14 protein-coding genes, 2 tRNA genes and 2 rRNA genes are annotated in these 19,900 nt (G+C 54.4%); 13 read left to right on the top strand and 5 right to left on the bottom strand.

Annotation, left to right across the window (positions count from 1 at the left end):
* Positions 1-89 precede the first annotated feature (89 nt).
* The 4 genes from AC0IXH_RS16890 to AC0IXH_RS16875 all read left to right on the top strand — a co-directional run bounded on the left by AC0IXH_RS16890 (position 90) and on the right by AC0IXH_RS16875 (position 3,480).
* Positions 90-2,996, top strand: a 23S ribosomal RNA gene (locus AC0IXH_RS16890).
* Between the two features lie 107 nt (positions 2,997-3,103).
* A 5S ribosomal RNA gene (gene rrf / locus AC0IXH_RS16885) occupies positions 3,104-3,219 on the top strand.
* A 101-nt stretch (positions 3,220-3,320) separates the two neighbouring features.
* Positions 3,321-3,397 (top strand) — tRNA-Asp (locus AC0IXH_RS16880).
* A gap of 7 nt (positions 3,398-3,404) precedes the next feature.
* Positions 3,405-3,480, top strand: a tRNA-Trp gene (locus AC0IXH_RS16875).
* A 143-nt stretch (positions 3,481-3,623) separates the two neighbouring features.
* On the opposite strand, the gene hdfR is transcribed toward AC0IXH_RS16875, so the two are convergent.
* Positions 3,624-4,448 carry an HTH-type transcriptional regulator HdfR gene (gene hdfR / locus AC0IXH_RS16870; protein WP_041692181.1) on the bottom strand — a complete coding sequence of 275 codons (825 nt, stop codon included), beginning with the start codon at positions 4,446-4,448 and terminating at the stop codon, positions 3,624-3,626.
* Between the two features lie 121 nt (positions 4,449-4,569).
* Between hdfR and AC0IXH_RS16865 the strand changes: the two genes are divergently transcribed.
* The gene (locus AC0IXH_RS16865; protein ID WP_013200220.1) at positions 4,570-4,908 is read left to right on the top strand and encodes a MaoP family protein; all 339 of its coding nucleotides are present in this window, start codon (positions 4,570-4,572) and stop codon (positions 4,906-4,908) included.
* 25 nt (positions 4,909-4,933) lie between these two features.
* Here AC0IXH_RS16865 and AC0IXH_RS16860 read toward each other — a convergent pair whose 3' ends face one another.
* A complete protein-coding gene (locus AC0IXH_RS16860) occupies positions 4,934-6,454 on the bottom strand; it encodes a YifB family Mg chelatase-like AAA ATPase (protein WP_471720740.1) in 1,521 nt (506 codons plus the stop codon).
* Between the two features lie 345 nt (positions 6,455-6,799).
* On the opposite strand from AC0IXH_RS16860, the gene ilvL reads away from it, so the two are divergent.
* The 6 genes from ilvL to ilvA all read left to right on the top strand — a co-directional run bounded on the left by ilvL (position 6,800) and on the right by ilvA (position 13,349).
* Positions 6,800-6,898: an ilv operon leader peptide gene (gene ilvL / locus AC0IXH_RS16855; RefSeq protein ID WP_071822090.1), complete on the top strand. Its 99-nt coding sequence runs from the start codon at positions 6,800-6,802 to the stop codon at positions 6,896-6,898.
* Between the two features lie 140 nt (positions 6,899-7,038).
* Positions 7,039-8,685, top strand: coding sequence for an acetolactate synthase 2 catalytic subunit (gene ilvG, locus AC0IXH_RS16850; RefSeq protein WP_471720739.1), 1,647 nt, complete (start codon positions 7,039-7,041; stop codon positions 8,683-8,685).
* Positions 8,682-8,939, top strand: a complete 258-nt coding sequence (gene ilvM, locus AC0IXH_RS16845; RefSeq protein WP_041691853.1) for an acetolactate synthase 2 small subunit — start codon at positions 8,682-8,684, stop codon at positions 8,937-8,939. The genes ilvG and ilvM overlap by 4 nt, the downstream gene beginning before the upstream one ends.
* A gap of 19 nt (positions 8,940-8,958) precedes the next feature.
* Complete coding sequence (locus tag AC0IXH_RS16840) at positions 8,959-9,885, top strand: branched-chain amino acid transaminase (RefSeq protein ID WP_013200223.1); 927 nt, start codon at positions 8,959-8,961, stop codon at positions 9,883-9,885.
* Positions 9,886-9,948: 63 nt separating this feature from the next.
* A complete protein-coding gene (gene ilvD, locus AC0IXH_RS16835; RefSeq protein WP_013200224.1) occupies positions 9,949-11,799 on the top strand; it encodes a dihydroxy-acid dehydratase in 1,851 nt (616 codons plus the stop codon).
* A 5-nt stretch (positions 11,800-11,804) separates the two neighbouring features.
* Positions 11,805-13,349, top strand: a complete 1,545-nt coding sequence (ilvA, locus tag AC0IXH_RS16830; RefSeq protein ID WP_013200225.1) for a threonine ammonia-lyase, biosynthetic — start codon at positions 11,805-11,807, stop codon at positions 13,347-13,349.
* Here ilvA and ilvY read toward each other — a convergent pair whose 3' ends face one another.
* Entirely contained in the window at positions 13,350-14,231 is an 882-nt protein-coding gene (gene ilvY, locus AC0IXH_RS16825) for an HTH-type transcriptional activator IlvY (RefSeq protein ID WP_013200226.1), read from the bottom strand.
* 164 nt (positions 14,232-14,395) lie between these two features.
* On the opposite strand from ilvY, the gene ilvC reads away from it, so the two are divergent.
* Positions 14,396-15,874, top strand: a complete 1,479-nt coding sequence (gene ilvC / locus AC0IXH_RS16820) for a ketol-acid reductoisomerase (RefSeq protein WP_013200227.1) — start codon at positions 14,396-14,398, stop codon at positions 15,872-15,874.
* Between the two features lie 85 nt (positions 15,875-15,959).
* Here ilvC and ppiC read toward each other — a convergent pair whose 3' ends face one another.
* Positions 15,960-16,241 carry a peptidylprolyl isomerase PpiC gene (ppiC, locus tag AC0IXH_RS16815; RefSeq protein WP_013200228.1) on the bottom strand — a complete coding sequence of 94 codons (282 nt, stop codon included), beginning with the start codon at positions 16,239-16,241 and terminating at the stop codon, positions 15,960-15,962.
* Positions 16,242-16,330: 89 nt separating this feature from the next.
* Between ppiC and rep the strand changes: the two genes are divergently transcribed.
* Positions 16,331-18,352, top strand: coding sequence for a DNA helicase Rep (gene rep / locus AC0IXH_RS16810; protein ID WP_471720738.1), 2,022 nt, complete (start codon positions 16,331-16,333; stop codon positions 18,350-18,352).
* A gap of 61 nt (positions 18,353-18,413) precedes the next feature.
* Here rep and gppA read toward each other — a convergent pair whose 3' ends face one another.
* The gene (gene gppA / locus AC0IXH_RS16805) at positions 18,414-19,898 is read right to left on the bottom strand and encodes a guanosine-5'-triphosphate,3'-diphosphate diphosphatase (RefSeq protein ID WP_134823178.1); all 1,485 of its coding nucleotides are present in this window, start codon (positions 19,896-19,898) and stop codon (positions 18,414-18,416) included.
* Positions 19,899-19,900: the final 2 nt, after the last annotated feature.

Raw genomic sequence — 19,900 nt, 5'->3', positions numbered from 1 at the left:
TCTCCGTAATAAGAATGAAATCAACGATATGTTCGAGTCTCTCAAATGCTTACAACAGCAGTGTCTTTCGGGACGCTTGTGGGTTGTGAGGTTAAGTGACTAAGCGTACACGGTGGATGCCTAGGCAGTCAGAGGCGATGAAGGGCGTGCTAATCTGCGATAAGCGTCGGTAAGGTGATATGAACCGCAATAACCGACGATACCCGAATGGGGAAACCCGGTGCACTTTGGTGCATCATTGCAACATGAATACATAGTGTTGCAAGGCGAACCTGGGGAACTGAAACATCTAAGTACCCAGAGGAAAAGAAATCAACCGAGATTCCCCCAGTAGCGGCGAGCGAACGGGGAACAGCCCAGAACCTGAATCAGTTTGTGCATTAGTGGAAGCGTCTGGAAAGTCGCAGGGTACAGGGTGATACTCCCGTACACAAAAATGCACTTGCTGTGAGTTCGATGAGTAGGGCGGGACACGTGACATCCTGTCTGAATATGGGGGGACCATCCTCCAAGGCTAAATACTCCTGACTGACCGATAGTGAACCAGTACCGTGAGGGAAAGGCGAAAAGAACCCCGGCGAGGGGAGTGAAACAGAACCTGAAACCGTGTACGTACAAGCAGTGGGAGCACCTTCGTGGTGTGACTGCGTACCTTTTGTATAATGGGTCAGCGACTTATATTCTGTAGCAAGGTTAACCGTATAGGGGAGCCGAAGGGAAACCGAGTCTTAACTGGGCGTTAAGTTGCAGGGTATAGACCCGAAACCCGGTGATCTAGCCATGGGCAGGTTGAAGGTTGGGTAACACTAACTGGAGGACCGAACCGACTAATGTTGAAAAATTAGCGGATGACTTGTGGCTGGGGGTGAAAGGCCAATCAAACCGGGAGATAGCTGGTTCTCCCCGAAAGCTATTTAGGTAGCGCCTCGTGAACTCATCTTCGGGGGTAGAGCACTGTTTCGGCTAGGGGGCCATCCCGGCTTACCAACCCGATGCAAACTGCGAATACCGAAGAATGTTATCACGGGAGACACACGGCGGGTGCTAACGTCCGTCGTGAAGAGGGAAACAACCCAGACCGCCAGCTAAGGTCCCAAAGTCATGGTTAAGTGGGAAACGATGTGGGAAGGCACAGACAGCCAGGATGTTGGCTTAGAAGCAGCCATCATTTAAAGAAAGCGTAATAGCTCACTGGTCGAGTCGGCCTGCGCGGAAGATGTAACGGGGCTAAACCATGCACCGAAGCTGCGGCAGCGACGCTTATGCGTTGTTGGGTAGGGGAGCGTTCTGTAAGCCGTCGAAGGTGGACTGTGAGGTCTGCTGGAGGTATCAGAAGTGCGAATGCTGACATAAGTAACGATAAAGCGGGTGAAAAGCCCGCTCGCCGGAAGACCAAGGGTTCCTGTCCAACGTTAATCGGGGCAGGGTGAGTCGACCCCTAAGGCGAGGCCGAAAGGCGTAGTCGATGGGAAACAGGTTAATATTCCTGTACTCGGTGTTACTGCGAAGGGGGGACGGAGAAGGCTATGTTAGCCGGGCGACGGTTGTCCCGGTTTAAGCATGTAGGCGGAGAGTTTAGGTAAATCCGGACTCTTTTAACGCTGAGGTGTGATGACGAGGCACTACGGTGCTGAAGTAACAAATGCCCTGCTTCCAGGAAAAGCCTCTAAGCATCAGGTAACACGGAATCGTACCCCAAACCGACACAGGTGGTCAGGTAGAGAATACCAAGGCGCTTGAGAGAACTCGGGTGAAGGAACTAGGCAAAATGGTGCCGTAACTTCGGGAGAAGGCACGCTGGCGCGTAGGTGAAGGGACTTGCTCCCGGAGCTGAAGCCAGTCGAAGATACCAGCTGGCTGCAACTGTTTATTAAAAACACAGCACTGTGCAAACACGAAAGTGGACGTATACGGTGTGACGCCTGCCCGGTGCCGGAAGGTTAATTGATGGGGTTATCCGCAAGGAGAAGCTCTTGATCGAAGCCCCGGTAAACGGCGGCCGTAACTATAACGGTCCTAAGGTAGCGAAATTCCTTGTCGGGTAAGTTCCGACCTGCACGAATGGCGTAATGATGGCCAGGCTGTCTCCACCCGAGACTCAGTGAAATTGAACTCGCTGTGAAGATGCAGTGTACCCGCGGCAAGACGGAAAGACCCCGTGAACCTTTACTATAGCTTGACACTGAATATTGAACCTTGATGTGTAGGATAGGTGGGAGGCTTTGAAGCGTGGACGCCAGTCTGCGTGGAGCCAACCTTGAAATACCACCCTTTAACGTTTGATGTTCTAACCTGGCGCCGTGATCCGGCGTGGGGACAGTGTCTGGTGGGTAGTTTGACTGGGGCGGTCTCCTCCTAAAGAGTAACGGAGGAGCACGAAGGTTAGCTAATCACGGTCGGACATCGTGAGGTTAGTGCAATGGCATAAGCTAGCTTGACTGCGAGAGTGACGGCTCGAGCAGGTGCGAAAGCAGGTCATAGTGATCCGGTGGTTCTGAATGGAAGGGCCATCGCTCAACGGATAAAAGGTACTCCGGGGATAACAGGCTGATACCGCCCAAGAGTTCATATCGACGGCGGTGTTTGGCACCTCGATGTCGGCTCATCACATCCTGGGGCTGAAGTAGGTCCCAAGGGTACGGCTGTTCGCCGTTTAAAGTGGTACGCGAGCTGGGTTTAGAACGTCGTGAGACAGTTCGGTCCCTATCTGCCGTGGGCGCTGGAAGATTGAGAGGGGTTGCTCCTAGTACGAGAGGACCGGAGTGAACGCACCACTGGTGTTCGGGTTGTCATGCCAATGGCATTGCCCGGTAGCTAAGTGCGGAAAAGATAAGCGCTGAAAGCATCTAAGCGCGAAACTTGCCTCGAGATGAATCTTCCCTGGGCCTTTAAGGCCCCTGAAGGGACGTTGAAGACTACGACGTTGATAGGCCGGGTGTGTAAGCGCAGCGATGCGTTGAGCTAACCGGTACTAATGACCCGTGAGGCTTAACCTTACAACACCAGAAGCGTTCTGGTGGTGTCTGAGAGACACGAACAGATATTTTCAGCTTGAACCGGATAAATTTGCGCGGCCCTATGGCGGCGTGAATAACAGAATTTGCCTGGCGGCTTTAGCGCGGTGGTCCCACCTGACCCCATGCCGAACTCAGAAGTGAAACGCCGTAGCGCCGATGGTAGTGTGGGGTCTCCCCATGCGAGAGTAGGGAACTGCCAGGCATCAATTTAGACCATTTTATGGTCATGACCTTTCCAGTGACACGGAAAGGGCGAAACACCTGATATCAGAAGCAACATTCTGAAGTCAGTACAGAATCGGTGGAGCGGTAGTTCAGTTGGTTAGAATACCTGCCTGTCACGCAGGGGGTCGCGGGTTCGAGCCCCGTCCGTTCCGCCACCCTTTTAGGGGCGTAGTTCAATTGGTAGAGCACCGGTCTCCAAAACCGGGTGTTGGGAGTTCGAGTCTCTCCGCCCCTGCCATTAAAAATGATCCTTTGCTTCGGCAAAGGATTTTTTTTTGCCTGTAATACAGCGATTTCTGCTGCAAATTCCTCCAATTCCCTCTCTTCAGATGAAAAAAATGGCCAGTAAACTGACCATTCTGCTCGCTTTTCATGCCCGAGTTACTGCGTATTAACCGGAAATTTAATCAACTGACGAATATGCGTTTGTTGATCGCTGTTCTGTAGCCACACGGCATAAAGCGGTCTGACGGCCACTGGCGTGTCCGGGATCACCACCAGATCCGGGTATTCACTTTGCCAGATGTCCGGCAAGAATGAGCAGGCTCCCGTGGTGTGCAGCAGCTGCCGGGTTAAGTGGGCCGAGGTGGTCGTTAACACTGGGACGTCATCTGCACCGGCAAGATAGCTCTCATGTTGGTGAAAATCAGCGCCCCATTCCAGCTTGATATAGTCATATTTCTCACGTTTGTCCGTTTTTCGTGAACGATACAGGGTTAATGAGATATGCCCAATTTGCTGGCTGGTGAGCTCATCCATTTTCGGTGCCTCAGTGGTGATCAGCAGATCCAACTGACGCTCATGCAATTGCTTCACAAGCAGATGACGCTGAGCGACGCGCGCTTCGAGGTGCAGGCTTTCACGGTTCTCATACAGTGTCTGCAGCCAGGGCGTGAGGTAAGCCTCCCATAACGACGCACTGGCCCCTATCGACAGCTCATGATGCTGCTGGGTGTGCGAGACTTCCTTCTTGGCCATCATCCATGTGCTCATCAAACTTTCGGCGTAAGGCAACAGGCGCTCACCAGCCGAAGTCAGCCGTATGTTATTGCGGTGACGGGTAAAAAGATTCACCCCCAGCTGATTTTCAAGCTGCCTGATGCGAAAACTCACGGCCGATTGTGTGAGATAGAGCGCTTCAGCGGCACGTCCAAAGTGGCGAGTTCTGCTCACTTCAAGAAAGGTCTTCAGTAATTCCGTATCCACATCCATCTCCTAAAAAACATTTGTCGTTATGATTTAAATGTTTTGTTTTACACTCTGTCAAGCGTATCTAATACTCCGCGCCATAAATAGCACGGCCATAGAAGAGTTAGGAGCGTGTAGAATGGCGGAAAGCTTCGCAACAACTAATCGTTTTTTTGACAACAAACACTATCCGCGTGGATTCTCCCGTCATGGTGATTTCACCATCAAAGAAGCCCAACTTCTTGAGCGTTATGGTTACGCTTTTAACGAGTTGGATCTGGTAAAACGTGAGCCTGCAACGGAAGAAGAGCGTCTGTTTGTTGAGGTGTGCCGCGGCATCCGTGAGCCACAGACTGAAGCAGAGCGCGTCTGGTCCAAGTACATGAGCCGGATTAAGCGTCCTAAACGTTTCCACACCCTGTCTGGCGGTAAGCCACAGATGGAAGGTGTGGAAGATTACACGGATAGCGACGATTAAGATAAAAGGGGCTTCGGCCCCTTTTTCATTCCAGACTTTTCTGTAGATGGCTAAGTAACCTGTCGATCCCCCGATAACTTAGCGCCTCGTGCAGGTGCTCTCGCTGAATACTCTCCTTCTTTCCTAAATCTGCAATCGTGCGGGCAACCTTCAGAATACGCTGCCAGGCGCGAACTGACAGACCTAACTGATTCAACACCTCTTCGAGCCACTGCGCATCCTGCTGCGTTATCCGGCAATCGCGCTTAATTTCTTTGGGCTGAATCAGGGCATTAACCTTTCCGGCACGATTAAGCTGGCGTTGTCGGGCCGCAATCACCCTCAGCCGAATAGTGGTGCTGCTTTCACTGTTGGCGTTTTGCCTGCTCAGTGTGCCAGGTGGAAGCAGAGGGACTTCAAGCGACAGATCGAAGCGATCGAGGAACGGCCCGGACAGTTTGTTGAGGTAGCGAAGCGTCTGCTGCGGCGTGCTGCGATTATGGGTACCCTGATAATGACCCGTCGGGCTGGGGTTCATTGCGGCTATTAACTGAAAGCGCGCCGGGTAGGTCACTTTCGCCCGCGCGCGTGAAATACAAATCTCACCAGACTCAAGCGGTTCTCTCAGCGCATCCAGCGTTTTACGATCAAACTCTGGCAGCTCATCCAGAAACAGAATGCCATTGTGTGCCAGCGAAATCTCGCCGGGTTTTGGCATTGAACCGCCACCGACCAGTGCATAGCGTGATGACGTGTGATGAGGGGCCCGGAATGGGCGCTGTCGCCATTGCTGATGCAGAACACCTGTGCTGACCAGGCTGGCGATGGCGGCGCTCTCCAGGGCCTCCTCATCGCTTAATGATGGCATCAACCCGGTTAGCCTGGTGGCAAGCATGGTCTTCCCTGTGCCGGGTGGCCCAATCAGTAACAGGTTATGCCCACCGGCGGCACAAATTTCCAGTGCCCGCTTCGCCTGTTGCTGACCCACGATGTCACTGAGGTCTCCTCCTTGCCAGCCTACCTCAGGTAACTCACATCGTGCCTCTTCAAGCGTTGTGTGGCCGGCAAGAAAATGGCAAACGTTTAATAGATGACCGCTCAGCAAGCTTTTCGCCTCGTGGATCATGCCGACCTCTTCAAGGTTATCGCTCGACAAGATCAGCTGGCGCTGTGCCTGAGTGGCTGCCAGCGCTGCGGGAATGGCGCCCTGTACGCCACGGAGAGCACCTGTTAAAGCTAACTCTCCCAGGAATTCATATTGCCCCAACTTCTCCGCAGGAATCTGCTCTGAGGCCGCCAGAATCGCTATTGCGATAGGAAGATCGTATCTTCCTCCTTCTTTCGGAAGATCGGCTGGCGCAAGATTGACGGTGATGCGTTTAGCGGGAAAGGTAAAGCCACAGTTGATGATGGCACTGCGTACCCGATCGCGGGCTTCTTTTACCGTCGTTTCAGGCAGACCCACCAGTGAAAGCGCGGGCAGGCCATTACTGAGATGAACTTCAACCAACACCAATGGCGCCTCGATACCAATAGCGGCTCGGGTATAGGCGAGAGATAGCGACATAGACACTCCTTGTTTATCGCAGTCTTACTTTTCAGCGGAACACTTTCGAGTGCCCGCTGCTGCTTTACCGGGCGGGCTCGCAAAGAACATTGTCCTGAGGACAGATTTTATGAGTGGCGTTCGACAGGGCTCGCAATATGAACGGTGTTTTTTTCACCTGTAGTCATTGCGCAGGGTGCGTAATGAATAATTTTCAGGATCTGGCTTATTCCCTGAATAACCATCGCTTTTTTGAATATTGCAGCGCGCAGTATAAAATAAAATGATCAAAAAAGTTGAGTTTGACTCGCTAACTGTGATAACTCTGTAGGCATTACTTCGAACAAGCGAAATTATCGAATACAAATGAAAGCCCTTCTACGAGTCGTCAGCCTAGTCATTATTAACGTCGTCGTGATTATTATCACGCCGTGCGGGGCTACGCTCGGAGAAAGAAAGGCTTAAAAATCAAGCCTGATTTCGAAAGAACCCCCGCACCGAAAGGTCCGGGGGTTTTTTTTTGGCAGGTTATCAATGACAGAGGAACAGATTATGAACAGTAGAATAAAATGCTGTTGTTCCCAGCCAGAGGCGGGGAAATAACTATGAATGGTGCTCAGTGGGTGGTTCAGGCGTTGCGTGCGCACGGTGTCGAGACAGTTTTCGGCTATCCGGGTGGGGCGATTATGCCCGTCTATGATGCGCTCTATGACGGTGGCGTCGAACACCTACTCTGTCGCCATGAGCAGGGCGCAGCAATGGCCGCTATCGGCTACGCCCGTTCTACTGGCAAAGTCGGCGTGTGTATCGCCACTTCCGGCCCGGGTGCAACGAACCTGATCACCGGCCTGGCTGATGCGATGATGGATTCTGTGCCTGTGGTGGCGATCACCGGTCAGGTTTCCGCTGCCTTTATCGGTACTGATGCGTTTCAGGAAATTGACGTGCTGGGAATGTCCCTGTCCTGCACCAAACACAGCTTCCTGGTGGAATCACTGGAAGAATTGCCAGAAGTGATGGCTGAAGCTTTCGCTATCGCGCAGTCTGGTCGTCCTGGCCCGGTACTGATCGACATTCCTAAAGATATTCAACTGGCGAGTGGCGAGTTAACGGCTCACCTGTTGCCGGTCGAAGCCGAAACCGAGCATCCTCATCAGGAATTGCAGCTGGCAAGAGCCATGCTGGCGCAGGCGAAGAAGCCAATCCTCTATGTCGGCGGCGGTGTTGGCATGGCCGGCGCCGTTGAGGCACTGCGCGCTTTCGTTAAAGAGACCGGTATTCCAACAGTTGCTACGCTTAAGGGGTTGGGTACGCCCGATGCCGAAGACCCATGCTACCTGGGCATGTTAGGTATGCATGGTACCAAAGCCGCTAACTACGCGGTGCAACAGTGTGATTTGTTGATTGCCGTCGGTGCGCGCTTTGATGACCGTGTGACGGGCAAGTTAAACACCTTCGCTCCGCATGCCAGCGTGATCCATATGGACATTGACCCGGCTGAATTGAATAAACTGCGTCAGGCCCATGTGGCATTGCGCGGCGACCTGAATAAAATGCTGCCAGACTTATATCATCCGGCAGACATCAGCGCCTGGCGCGATCACGTCATCGCGATGAAAGCGGAAAACGGCTGGCGCTATGATCATCCAGGTGAAGCTATCTTTGCCCCATTGTTCCTGAAGCAGTTGTCCGATCGTAAACCCGCCAGCGCTATCGTCACCACTGACGTGGGCCAGCATCAGATGTGGGCCGCACAGCATATGCTCTTCAACCGCCCGGAGAACTTCATCACCTCCAGCGGGCTGGGCACGATGGGCTTTGGCCTGCCAGCCGCCGTCGGTGCGCAGGTTGCCCGCCCGAACGATACCGTTATCTGCGTTTCCGGCGATGGTTCATTCATGATGAACGTGCAGGAACTCGGCACCATTAAACGTAAGCAGCTGCCGGTCAAAATCGTGCTGATGGATAACCAGCGTTTGGGCATGGTTCGCCAGTGGCAGCAACTGTTCTTCTCCGAGCGCTACAGCGAAACCAATTTGTCCGACAATCCAGACTTCCTGACCCTGGCCAGCGCGTTTGATATCCCTGGCCAGCGCATTACCCGGAAAGACCAGGTCGACGCCGCATTAGACGCTTTACTGCACAGTGAAGGGCCATACATGCTCCACGTCGCCATCGACGAGCATGAAAACGTCTGGCCTTTGGTACCGCCTGGTGCCAGCAACGAAAATATGATGGAGAAAACCTCATGATGCAGCATCAATTGTCTATCGAAGCCCGCTTCAGACCCGAAATACTGGAACGGATATTGCGGGTTGTCAGACACCGTGGTTTTCAGGTGTGTGCGATGAATATGGCTTCCAGTAATAATACCGACAACATTAATATTGAAATGACCGTTGCCAGCCAGCGCTCAGTCGATTTACTGTCAACACAATTAAGCAAGCTGATGGATGTCGCGTGCGTCCAGATCCAACAACAGACAACACAACAGATCCGCGCCTGAGCGCGAAAGGAAAATAAGAATGACGAAGAAAGCTGACTTTATCTGGTTCAATGGCGAGATGGTTAAGTGGGAAGACGCGAAGGTCAGCGTGATGTCCCACGCACTGCACTACGGTACGTCTGTGTTTGAAGGCGTCCGCTGCTACGACTCGCACAAAGGCCCGGTAGTCTTCCGCCATCGTGAACATATGCAGCGCCTGCACGACTCTGCAAAAATTTATCGTTTCCCGGTCAGCCAGAGCGTTGATGAACTGATGGAAGCGTGCCGCGAAGTTCTGCGCGTCAACAAACTGAAAAGCGCTTATATCCGTCCGCTGGTCTTCGTTGGCGACGTGGGTCTGGGTGTTAACCCGCCAGAAGGCTTCAGCACCGATGTGATCATTGCCGCGTTCCCTTGGGGCGCGTACCTGGGTCCTGAAGCGCTGGAGCAGGGTATTGATGCCATGGTCTCCTCCTGGAACCGTGTGGCACCCAACACCATCCCAACTGCTGCGAAAGCGGGCGGTAACTACCTGTCCTCACTGCTGGTAGGCAGCGAAGCTCGCCGCCACGGCTATCAGGAAGGTATCGCTCTGGATACTCAGGGCTACATCTCTGAAGGTGCGGGTGAGAACCTGTTCGAAGTGAAAGAGGGCATTCTGTTTACCCCGCCATTCACCTCTTCAGCGCTGCCGGGCATTACGCGTGATGCGATCATCAAGCTGGCTAAAGACATGGGTATCGAAGTGCGTGAGCAGGTGCTGTCACGTGAATCTCTGTATCTGGCCGACGAAGTCTTCATGTCAGGTACGGCTGCTGAAATCACACCGGTTCGCAGCGTAGACGGTATCCAGGTAGGTGAAGGCAAGCGCGGTCCGGTTACTGCCCGCATTCAGTCCGCCTTCTTCGGCCTGTTCACTGGCGAAACAGAAGACAAATGGGGCTGGCTGGATTCGGTTAACCCATAATAAAAAAATACCTGAGCGGGCGTCATATGACGCCCGCGCACTATCTGATTTTGGAGTATGAGCATGCCTAAGTTACGTTCCGCTACCACCACACATGGCCGCAATATGGCCGGTGCCCGTGCCCTCTGGCGCGCCACTGGAATGACCGACGACGATTTCGGTAAGCCAATCATTGCGGTAGTTAACTCCTTTACCCAGTTCGTACCGGGCCACGTTCACCTGCGCGACATGGGGAAACTGGTCGCTGAGCAGATTGAAGCGTCCGGCGGCGTGGCAAAAGAGTTCAACACCATTGCGGTGGATGATGGGATCGCGATGGGGCATGGCGGCATGCTGTACTCCCTGCCGTCGCGTGAATTGATTGCAGACTCGGTCGAGTACATGGTGAATGCGCACTGTGCCGATGCGATGGTCTGTATCTCCAACTGCGACAAAATCACCCCGGGGATGCTGATGGCTTCCCTGCGTTTGAATATCCCCGTGATCTTCGTTTCTGGCGGCCCGATGGAAGCCGGTAAAACCAAGCTCTCTGACAAAATCATCAAGCTGGATCTGGTCGATGCCATGATCCAGGGCGCAAACCCGAACGTCAGCGATGCCGACAGCGAGCAGATCGAACGCTCCGCGTGCCCGACCTGTGGCTCCTGTTCCGGTATGTTTACCGCCAACTCGATGAACTGCCTGACCGAAGCGCTGGGCCTTTCCCAACCGGGTAACGGTTCACTGCTGGCGACTCACGCCGACCGTAAAGACCTGTTCCTGAATGCCGGTAAGCGCATTGTTGAACTGACCAAACGCTGGTATCAGCAGGATGATGAAAGCGCGCTGCCGCGTAACATCGCCAATAAAGCGGCTTTCGAGAACGCCATGACGTTGGATATCGCCATGGGCGGTTCCACCAACACCGTTCTGCACCTGCTGGCCGCTGCGCTGGAAGGTGATATCGACTTCAATATGTCAGATATCGACCGTCTGTCACGCAAAGTGCCACACCTGTGTAAAGTGGCGCCGAGCACCCCGAAATACCATATGGAAGATGTGCACCGCGCCGGTGGCGTATTCGGTATCCTCGGCGAATTAAGCCGTGCCGGCCTGATGGATCAAAGCGTCCGTAACGTGCTGGGTCTGACCCTGCAGGAAACGCTGGATCAGTACGACATCATGCTGACCAAAGATGAAGACGTGAAGAAAATGTTCCGTGCTGGCCCGGCCGGTATCCGCACCACGCAGGCGTTCTCTCAGGACTGCCGCTGGGAAACGCTGGATGACGATCGCAAAGAAGGCTGTATTCGTACGCGTGAATTCGCCTTCAGTCAGGACGGTGGTCTGGCCGTGCTGTACGGTAACCTCGCTGAAGATGGTTGCATCGTCAAAACGGCGGGCGTGGAAAAAGAGAGCCACACCTTCCGTGGTCCGGCCAAAGTTTACGAAAGCCAGGATGATGCCGTTGCGGCGATCCTGGGCGGCAAAGTGGTTGCCGGTGATGTGGTTGTAATCCGTTACGAAGGGCCTAAAGGCGGACCGGGCATGCAGGAAATGCTTTACCCGACCACCTATCTGAAATCGATGGGCCTCGGCAAAAGCTGTGCGCTGATCACCGATGGACGCTTCTCCGGCGGTACTTCCGGGCTGTCAATCGGCCATGCTTCACCAGAAGCGGCCAGCGGCGGAACCATTGCGCTGGTGAGAGACGGCGACATCATTGATATCGATATTCCTAATCGCGGCATCAAGGTTGATGTGCCAGATAACGTGCTGCATGCCCGTCGCGAAGAAGAAGAAGCCCGCGGTAGCGAGGCCTACACGCCACATGGTCGTGTGCGTGAAGTTTCCTATGCCCTGCGCGCTTATGCCTTACTGGCAACCAGTGCGGACAAAGGCGCTGTGCGTGACAAGAGCAAGCTGGGAGGCTAACAACGATGGCTGAGTCTCAACCGTTACCCGACGAGCCATGCGGCGCGGAGTATCTGCGGGCGGTTCTCCGCTCGCCGGTCTACGAAGTGGCGCAGGTGACCCCGTTGCAGAAGATGGAGAAGATCTCATCCCGTCTGGGCAACACCATTTTGGTCAAGCGTGAAGATCGTCAGCCGGTGCACAGCTTCAAGCTGCGCGGGGCTTACGCGATGATCGCAACGTTGAATGAAGAGCAGAAAGCGCGCGGGGTGATTACCGCCTCCGCCGGCAATCATGCTCAGGGCGTGGCGTTATCGGCATCAAAGTTAGGGATTGCTTCCCTGATTGTGATGCCAGTGACTACCGCAGATATCAAAGTGGATGCGGTGCGGGCGTTTGGCGGTGAGGCTTACCTGTTTGGTGCCAACTTTGACGAAGCGAAAGCCAAGGCCATCGAACTGGCCGAGCAGAAGGGCTACACCTTTGTGCCGCCATTCGATCACCCGATGGTGATCGCCGGACAGGGTACGCTGGCGATGGAGCTGCTTCAGCAGGATGCGCATCTTGACCGCGTGTTCGTGCCCGTTGGCGGCGGCGGTCTGGCAGCAGGTGTTGCCGTGCTGATTAAACAGCTGATGCCGCAGATCAAAGTGATCGCGGTGGAAGCAGAAGATTCGGCCTGTCTGAAGGCGGCGCTCGACGCGGGTCATCCTGTCGATCTGGCTCGCGTGGGGGGCTTTGCTGAAGGTGTGGCGGTCAAACGCATCGGCAATGAAACCTTCCGTCTGTGCCAGGAGTATCTCGACGACATCATCACCGTCGACAGCGATGCGATATGTGCGGCGATGAAGGATTTATTTGAGGATGTTCGCGCCGTTGCCGAGCCTTCCGGGGCGCTGGCACTGGCCGGCATGAAAAAGTATATCCAACAGCACCAGATCAAAGGGGAACGTCTGGCACACGTGCTCTCTGGCGCAAACGTCAACTTCCACGGTCTGCGATATGTCTCGGAGCGTTGTGAGTTGGGTGAACAGCGCGAGGCATTGCTGGCGGTCACCATTCCGGAGCAGAAAGGCAGCTTCCTGAAGTTTTGCCAACTGCTTGGCGGTCGCTCGGTCACCGAGTTTAACTATCGCTATGCGAATGCCGATAACGCCTGCATTTTTGTTGGCGTGCGGCTGACGCGTGGGCTTGAAGAGCGCAGCGAAATCCTGCAACTGTTGCAAGAGGGCGGCTATAAAGTTGTCGACCTGTCCGACGATGAAATGGCCAAGCTGCACGTGCGTTATATGGTCGGCGGACGCCCTTCAAAACCGCTGCGTGAGCGGTTGTTCAGCTTTGAGTTCCCTGAAGCGCCGGGCGCATTACTGCGCTTCCTGCAAACGCTGGGCACACACTGGAATATTTCGTTGTTCCATTATCGTAGCCACGGCACTGACTATGGTCGGGTGCTGGCAGGCTTTGAGCTCAGCGACAGCGAGCCCCAGTTTGAAGAGCACCTGGCCGAGCTGGGCTATGATTTCCATGATGAAAGTAACAACCCGGCCTTCAGCTTCTTCCTCGCAGGCTAGTTACATCAGTGCCCAAAACGCATCGATAAGCGGCTCATTGAGCCGCTTTTTTTGTACGCAAACGCCCAGTTCGAACGGTGCGACCATCTCCACGTTATCCAGCTCAAGAATACGATTGCGCACGGACTCCGGACTGTTCTCCAGCACTACATCCGGCAGCAAAGCAATGCCACAGCCCAGCGCAACCATCGACACAATCGCTTCGTGACCGGCCACCGTGGCGTAAATCAACGGATTAGGAATGCGGCGGCGGCGGAACCATAAATCAATGCGCTGCCGGGCAGGACCCTGATCGGGCAAAATAAACGGGATCTCTGACCAGTCCGGCTCAGGTTCTGTGGCCTGAGTCCGGACCGGGCAGGGCAACGCCGGGGCAATCAACACCAGCGGGATCAGTCCGATCGGCGTAAAACCAATACTGGCCGGCAGGGTTTCCGGCCGTCCTGCAATGGCAATATCAGCCTCTGTGCTCTGCACTTTCTCCACCGCGTCCGCGGCATCCCCGGTTGTCAGCTTAATTTCTACCAGCGGATGTTCAGCACGGAAGCGATCCAGAATCGGGGGCAAGTGGCTGTACGCCGCGGTCACGGAACAAAAAAGGCGTAGCTCACCGCTGAGTGATGGACCATTCTGCCCAATGGAATGCAGCAGATGTTGATACTGCAACAGCGTATGCTGGGCGAACTGGCGCAGCTGCTCACCTGCATCGGTCAGGGTGACCGTACGGTTATCCCGCAGGAACAAAGCCTGGCCGAGGTCTTCTTCCAGCCGCTGAATTTGTCGGGATAAGGTGGAAGGACTGACGTGCATCGCCCTTGCGCTGCGGCCAAAATGCCGGCTTTCGGCCAGATGAAGGAACAGTTTCAGATCGCGTAAGTCCATATAATTCAGGCCTCAATTTCACGTTGCAGTTTTTGCAATGTCACGTTGTTAATATATCAATTTAAGCAATGCATTTCCTGTCATATGATAAGGTTTATACAGGGTAAGCGCGAAAGGCGTTCCCTCCTTATTAAAAGACCCAAACAACCCTATACGGAGTTTCCATGGCTAACTATTTCAACACTTTGAACCTGCGCAACCAGTTGGCGCAATTAGGTAAATGCCGCTTCATGTCCCGTGAAGAATTTGCTGATGAAGCAAGCTACCTGAAAGGCAAAAAAGTCGTCATCGTTGGTTGTGGTGCTCAGGGCCTGAACCAGGGTCTGAACATGCGTGACTCCGGTCTGGATATTGCTTACGCCCTGCGTGCAGAAGCGATTGCTGAGAAGCGTGCTTCATGGCGTAAAGCGACCGAAAACGGCTTCAAAGTGGGAACCTACGAAGAGCTGATCCCGCAGGCCGACCTGGTCGTTAACCTGACGCCAGACAAGCAGCACACCTCTGTTGTTCAGGCTGTTCAGCCGCTGATGAAAGATGGCGCGGCGCTGGGTTACTCACACGGCTTCAACATCGTTGAAGTGGGCGAGCAGGTTCGTAAAGACATTACTGTAGTGATGGTTGCGCCGAAATGTCCGGGCACTGAAGTCCGTGAAGAGTACAAGCGTGGCTTCGGTGTTCCAACGCTGATTGCGGTTCACCCGGAAAACGATCCGAAAGGCGAAGGCATGGCGATTGCTAAAGCCTGGGCCGCTGCAACAGGTGGTCACCGTGCCGGTGTTCTGGAATCTTCCTTCGTTGCTGAAGTGAAATCTGACCTGATGGGCGAGCAGACAATTCTGTGCGGTATGCTGCAGGCGGGTTCACTGCTGTGCTTCGACAAGCTGGTGGCAGAAGGGACTGACCCGGCCTATGCCGAGAAACTGATTCAGTTCGGTTGGGAAACCGTGACCGAAGCGCTGAAGCAGGGCGGCATCACGCTGATGATGGATCGTCTGTCTAACCCAGCGAAAGTGCGTGCTTACGCGCTGTCTGAGCAGCTGAAAACCATCATGGCGCCACTGTTCCAGAAGCACATGGATGACATCATCTCCGGTGAATTCTCTTCCGGCATGATGGCTGACTGGGCGAACGACGATAAGAAACTGCTGGGCTGGCGTGAAGAGACCGGTAAAACGGCCTTCGAAACGGCTTCACAGTTCGAAGGTAAAATTGCAGAGCAGACGTACTTTGATGAAGGCGTGGTGATGATCGCGATGGTCAAAGCAGGCGTTGAGCTGGCATTTGAAACCATGGTTGATGCCGGCATTATCGAAGAATCAGCTTACTACGAATCTCTGCACGAGCTGCCGTTGATCGCGAACACCATCGCGCGTAAGCGTCTGTATGAAATGAACGTGGTGATCTCTGACACGGCGGAATACGGTAACTATCTGTTCTCTTACGCGGCAGTTCCGCTGCTGAAAGAGTTTATGACTACCCTGCAGGCCGGCGATCTGGGCAAATCACAGGCGACCTCTACCGCCATCGACAACGCTCAGCTGCGTGATGTTAACGAAGCCATTCGTCACCATCCAATCGAAGCCGTTGGTAGCAAACTGCGTGGCTACATGACTGACATGAAGCGTATTGCCGTTGCCGGTTAATGCCTGACTGACGGGCTGGTTTCACTGGCCCGAAAGCAAAAAAAAGAGCGGAATCCGCTCTTTTTTTTCGTCCGTCATCCGGCAATCAGTTGCGGTACAACACCTTGATGATGTGGTAACCGAACTGGGTATGCAGAGGACCATAGGGCACGATAAGTGGGCAGGAGAACACCACTTTATCAAACGCCGGCACCATTGCGCCCTGTTTGAACTCGCCTAAATGGCCGCCTTTTTTGCCCGATGGGCAGGTGGAATGCTTCTTGGCCAGCTTTTCAAAGTCTGCGCCTTTTTCCAGCTCAGCCAGAATATCCTGAGCCAGTTTTTCTTCCTTAACAAGGATATGGAGTGCTGCTGCGGTTTTTGCCATGATCGTACCTTGAGTCGTATGGATGCTGCTGGCTATACTACCACGCTGAATTTCTCTTTCCTTCTGTCTTTTCATCGAGCGACTTTCCTATGCGTCTGAATCCTGGCCAACAACATGCCGTCGAATTTGTTACCGGGCCCTGCCTGGTGCTGGCGGGTGCGGGGTCGGGCAAAACACGCGTGATCACCAATAAAATCGCCCATCTGATCCGTGAATGCGGCTATCAGGCGCGCCATATTGCCGCGGTAACCTTTACCAACAAGGCCTCGCGCGAGATGAAAGAGCGTGTGGCGCAAACGCTCGGGCGCAAAGAAGCGCGTGGGCTGATGATTTCCACCTTCCACACCCTGGGGCTGGAGATCATCAAGCGCGAGTATGCCGCGTTGGGTATGAAGTCGAACTTTTCGCTATTTGACGATCAGGATCAGCTGGCTTTGCTGAAGGATCTGACCGAAGAGTGGCTGGAAAATGACAAGACCTTGCTGCAACAGCTGATCTCCACGATCTCCAACTGGAAGAACGATCTGATGGATCCCTCCCGTGCGGCGGCGGGTGCCGTGTCGGAGCGGGATAAGCTTTTCGCCCACTGTTATGGCCTTTACGACAAACATCTGAAGTCCTGCAACGTGCTCGACTTTGATGATTTGATTTTGCTGCCGACCCTGCTTTTCCAGCGCAATCAGGAAGTGCTGGAGCGCTGGCAACAACGCATCCGTTACCTACTGGTGGATGAATATCAGGATACCAACACCAGCCAGTATGAACTGGTGAAGCTGCTGGTGGGCGCACGCGCGCGTTTTACCGTGGTAGGCGATGACGATCAGTCGATCTACTCCTGGCGCGGCGCGCGGCCGCAAAACCTGGTGCTGCTTAACGAGGATTTCCCGGCGTTGCAGGTCATCAAGCTGGAACAGAATTACCGCTCCACCGAGCGCATCCTGAAAGCCGCCAATATTCTGATCGCCAACAATCCGCATGTGTTTGAGAAACGCCTTTTCTCCGAACTGGGTTATGGCGCAGAGCTGAAAGTCGTCACCGCCAACAACGAAGATCATGAGGCGGAGCGGACGATTGGTGAACTGATTGCCCATCACTTTATCAATAAGACCCAGTACAAGGATTACGCGATCCTCTACCGTGGCAACCATCAGTCGCGCGTATTCGAAAAAATGCTGATGCAGAACCGCATTCCTTACCGCATCTCTGGGGGAACCTCTTTCTTCTCCCGACCGGAGATCAAGGATCTGCTGGCGTATCTACGCGTGCTGACCAATCCCAATGATGACAGCGCATTTATGCGCATTGTGAATACGCCCCGCCGTGAAATTGGCTCGGCGACGTTGCAGAAGCTGGGCGAGTGGGCGATGCAGCGCAACAAGAGTTTGTTTACCGCCAGCTTCGATATGGGGCTTGAGCAGACATTGTCAGGACGTGGGCTGGAATCGCTACAGCGGTTCACGTTCTGGCTGCAGGACGTCGCACAGTTGGCTGAACGTGAGCCGGTCGCCGCCGTTCGCGATCTGATCCGCGGTATCGACTATGAAAGCTGGCTGTTTGAAACCTCTGCCAGCCCAAAAGCGGCCGAAATGCGGATGAAAAACGTCAATACGCTGTTCCAGTGGATGACAGAAATGCTGGAGGGCAGCGATATCGATGAGGCGATGACGCTGACGCAGGTTGTCACCCGGTTTACGCTGCGCGATATGATGGAGCGCGGCGAAAGCGAGGAAGATATGGATCAGGTTCAGTTAATGACGCTGCACGCGTCGAAGGGTCTGGAATTCCCCTACGTCTACCTGGTCGGGATGGAAGAAGGGCTGTTGCCCCATCAAAGCAGCATTGATGAGAACAACGTCGAAGAAGAGCGTCGGCTGGCCTACGTGGGCATCACCCGCGCCCGCAAAGAGCTGACCTTCACCTTATGCCGCGAACGTCGGCAATATGGCGAAACCATCCGACCTGAACCGAGCCGCTTCCTGATGGAGCTGCCGCAGGATGATTTGAAATGGGAAACCGAGCGCAAAGTGGTCAGCGCCGAAGAGCGGATGCAGACCGGACAAAGCCGCGTCGCCAATCTGAAGGCGATGCTCGACAAGGCGAAAGGGAAGTAGAATCACTGAGCGGTTAAAAATGAAAAAGGGGCTGAATCAGCCCCTTTTTACTGCCTGTCGGTCAGCCGATGGTCAGCGGCCAGTGAACATAGCTCTGCCAGTGGCATTCTTGCTCCAGCAGCTCCGCACGAAGCGGATGCGCTTCCAGCCAGCCAGCGGGCAGCGTCACATGCAACGCATCGTCATCGGCATGAAGCCGAACCGCAGGAAGCGTATCGTCACGTCGACGGCTGGAGAAAATGATCGCCAGACGCAGCAAACGACAGAGTCGTTCAGCCATTCGCGGCGGGATGGCATTTTGCTGGCTTAATACCGCCAGATCGATGCTGTTGACCTGATTTTGCAGCAAGGTTGCCAGCAGTTTTTTCTGTGCGGGAGTAAAGCCGGGAAGGTCGAGATGGCGGATCAGATAGGCAGCGTGTTGCGGAGCCTGTTTGAAATCGACGCTGAGACCGATTTCGTGCATCAGGCAGGCACTGTCCAGCAGATCCCGACATCGATCGTCCAGTTTCCAGCTGTGGCTGACCTGGCGGGCGAAACTTTCTGCCAGATTGCGCACGCGGTCGGCTTGCTCGGCATCAATAGTGAAACGACGCTGGATATTTTTCAGCGTGCGGCTGCGAATATCACGATCGATCGGCAAATGAAGCATGCCATAAACCAGGCCTTCACGCAGTGCACCGCCCGCCAGCGTCATGCTGTGGATATTCAGCTCGGTGAAAATAGCGATCAGAATCGACAGACCGCTTGGAAACACCAGCGCGCGCTCCAGCGTCAGCCCTTCGATCTCCAGCTCTTCCAGCTTGCCGCACTGAATCGCCCGCTGCTTCAACTGCTGCAGCTTGCTCAGGGTGATGCGTTCATCCATGCCCTGCGCCATCATAATTTCCTGCAACGCCTGTACGGTGCCAGAAGCCCCCACACAGACCTGCCAGCCGTGCTCACGTAGCTCAGCAGCAATCGGGCGGATCATCGCACGAGCGGCAAGTTCTGCCTGTTCAAAATTGGCTTTCGCCAGATGACGATCGCCAAAATAGCGCTCAAGCCAGGTGACACATCCCATCGACAGGCTGAAAAGGGAGGTGGTTTGCGAACCGCTTCCGGTTACCAGCTCCGTACTGCCGCCGCCAATGTCCACCACCAGACGCTTATCGGATCCGCCGGTGGTATGCGCAACGCCCTGATATATCAGGCGTGCTTCTTCCTCGCCGCTGATGACATTCACCGGGCAGCCAAGAATGTGTTGGGCGGTTTGCAGGAAGGTGCCGGCATTCGACGCCAGCCGCAGCGTGGCGGTGGCGACGACGCGAATTTGCTCAGCAGGAATGTCCTGCAACTGCTCTGAGAACAGCCGCAGACACTGCCAGCCGCGCTCCATCGCTTCATCGGAAAGATGGTTTTCGCTATCGAGGCCGGCGGCCAGACGCACTTTGCGCTTGATGCGCGCTACGGTCTGGATATTTCCAGCCACCTCGCGCACCACCAACATATGAAAACTGTTCGATCCCAGATCGATAGCAGCATAAAGTGATGACGCGCTCAGCATGG

It is taken from the genome of Erwinia sp. AC075, assembly GCF_979253995.1.
The sequence above is the reverse complement of the archived record's forward strand: the minus strand, read 5'-3'. Positions and strand labels throughout refer to the sequence as shown.

Excerpts from the sequence above, each read along its gene's own strand:
- ilvC (WP_013200227.1), top strand. The coding sequence starts at position 14,396 with ATGGCTAACTATTTCAACACTTTGAACCTGCGCAACCAGTTGGCGCAA.
- AC0IXH_RS16840 (WP_013200223.1), top strand. The coding sequence starts at position 8,959 with ATGACGAAGAAAGCTGACTTTATCTGGTTCAATGGCGAGATGGTTAAG.
- ilvY (WP_013200226.1), bottom strand. The coding sequence starts at position 14,231 with ATGGACTTACGCGATCTGAAACTGTTCCTTCATCTGGCCGAAAGCCGG.
- ilvL (WP_071822090.1), top strand. The coding sequence starts at position 6,800 with ATGAAAGCCCTTCTACGAGTCGTCAGCCTAGTCATTATTAACGTCGTC.
- ilvA (WP_013200225.1), top strand. The coding sequence starts at position 11,805 with ATGGCTGAGTCTCAACCGTTACCCGACGAGCCATGCGGCGCGGAGTAT.
- AC0IXH_RS16865 (WP_013200220.1), top strand. The coding sequence starts at position 4,570 with ATGGCGGAAAGCTTCGCAACAACTAATCGTTTTTTTGACAACAAACAC.
- ilvG (WP_471720739.1), top strand. The coding sequence starts at position 7,039 with ATGAATGGTGCTCAGTGGGTGGTTCAGGCGTTGCGTGCGCACGGTGTC.
- AC0IXH_RS16860 (WP_471720740.1), bottom strand. The coding sequence starts at position 6,454 with ATGTCGCTATCTCTCGCCTATACCCGAGCCGCTATTGGTATCGAGGCG.
- ilvM (WP_041691853.1), top strand. The coding sequence starts at position 8,682 with ATGATGCAGCATCAATTGTCTATCGAAGCCCGCTTCAGACCCGAAATA.
- ilvD (WP_013200224.1), top strand. The coding sequence starts at position 9,949 with ATGCCTAAGTTACGTTCCGCTACCACCACACATGGCCGCAATATGGCC.
- gppA (WP_134823178.1), bottom strand. The coding sequence starts at position 19,898 with ATGCTGAGCGCGTCATCACTTTATGCTGCTATCGATCTGGGATCGAAC.
- ppiC (WP_013200228.1), bottom strand. The coding sequence starts at position 16,241 with ATGGCAAAAACCGCAGCAGCACTCCATATCCTTGTTAAGGAAGAAAAA.
- rep (WP_471720738.1), top strand. The coding sequence starts at position 16,331 with ATGCGTCTGAATCCTGGCCAACAACATGCCGTCGAATTTGTTACCGGG.